The following is a 1,107-nucleotide window of genomic DNA, read 5'->3' as shown; positions in this document are numbered from 1 at the left end:
GGTGTAAAGCGGTCAGTGGATGATTCCGGTACGCAGCGCGACGGCCACCATTCCGGCCCGGTCGCCCGTTCCGAGCTTGCGTGCGATACGGGCGAGGTGGCTCTTGACCGTCAGCGCGGACAGGCCCATCGAGACGCCGATCGCCTTGTTCGACTGGCCCTCGGCGACGAGCCGGAGCACCTCCACCTCGCGGCCGGAGAGCTCGCGGTAGCCGCCCGGGTGGCTCGGAGCGCCGGGGGGACGGCGGTGCAGCCGGGCGGCCGCGGCGCCGATGGGGGCGGCTCCGGGGCGGGTGGGGTGGCCGAGGTTCGTGCGCGTACCGGTGACGACGTAGCCCTTGACCCCGCCGGCCAGCGCGTTGCGGACCGCGCCGATGTCGTCGGCCGCGGAGAGGGCCAGGCCGTTGGGCCAGCCCGCGGCGCGGGTCTCGGACAGCAGGGTCAGCCCGGAACCGTCGGGCAGGTGGACGTCGGCAACGCAGATGTCACGCGGGTTGCCGACGCGGGGACGGGCCTCCGCGATGGACGACGCCTCGATGACGTCACGCACCCCGAGCGCCCACAGGTGGCGGGTGACGGTGGAGCGGACGCGCGGGTCGGCCACGACGACCATGGCCGTCGGCTTGTTCGGGCGGTAGGCGACCAGGCTTGCGGGCTGCTCGAGGAGAACGGACACCAGGCCTCCTGGGAAGGTGGGGGACGGGGCCGGCTCGGGGAAAAAGCCGGGGCGAACCGTGCTTGAAGGGTCACCACCTCTTCGGCAGCAAACCCGCGCGCCTTTAGAGAAAGATCACGATTTGGTGAGTAACAATTCCGGCAATTCGGACGCGTGATCGATCATCTTATGAGCAAGCGCTCCCACGTCCGCGGGGGCACTGCCCCACCCCGTGCCGCCGGAAAGCGAGCCGTGGTCGTGGCAGGCCCACAGGCCCGCTCCACGGGCGAATCGGGGGCGTCGGGCGCGGGCACACGGCCCCGTCCACGCTGTCGTTCACACCGCCGTCCAACCGCCTCCAGCCGCCGTCCTGCCCGCGCGGGCAGCGCCGACGACGGAGCCGGTGACGGGCGGGGCCGGTGCCGGAGGCGGCATCGGCCCATGGGCGGCGAC

General features: G+C 72.7%; 1 protein-coding gene. It reads right to left on the bottom strand.

Annotation, left to right across the window (positions count from 1 at the left end; genetic code table 11):
• Window positions 1–12 precede the first annotated feature (12 nt).
• Entirely contained in the window at window positions 13–675 is a 663-nt protein-coding gene (locus ACWGI8_RS44500; RefSeq protein ID WP_093651875.1) for a helix-turn-helix transcriptional regulator, read from the bottom strand.
• Window positions 676–1,107: the final 432 nt, after the last annotated feature.

This window comes from Streptomyces sp. NPDC054841 (genome assembly GCF_053611045.1).
This window is presented reverse-complemented; position numbering and strand designations above follow the sequence as displayed.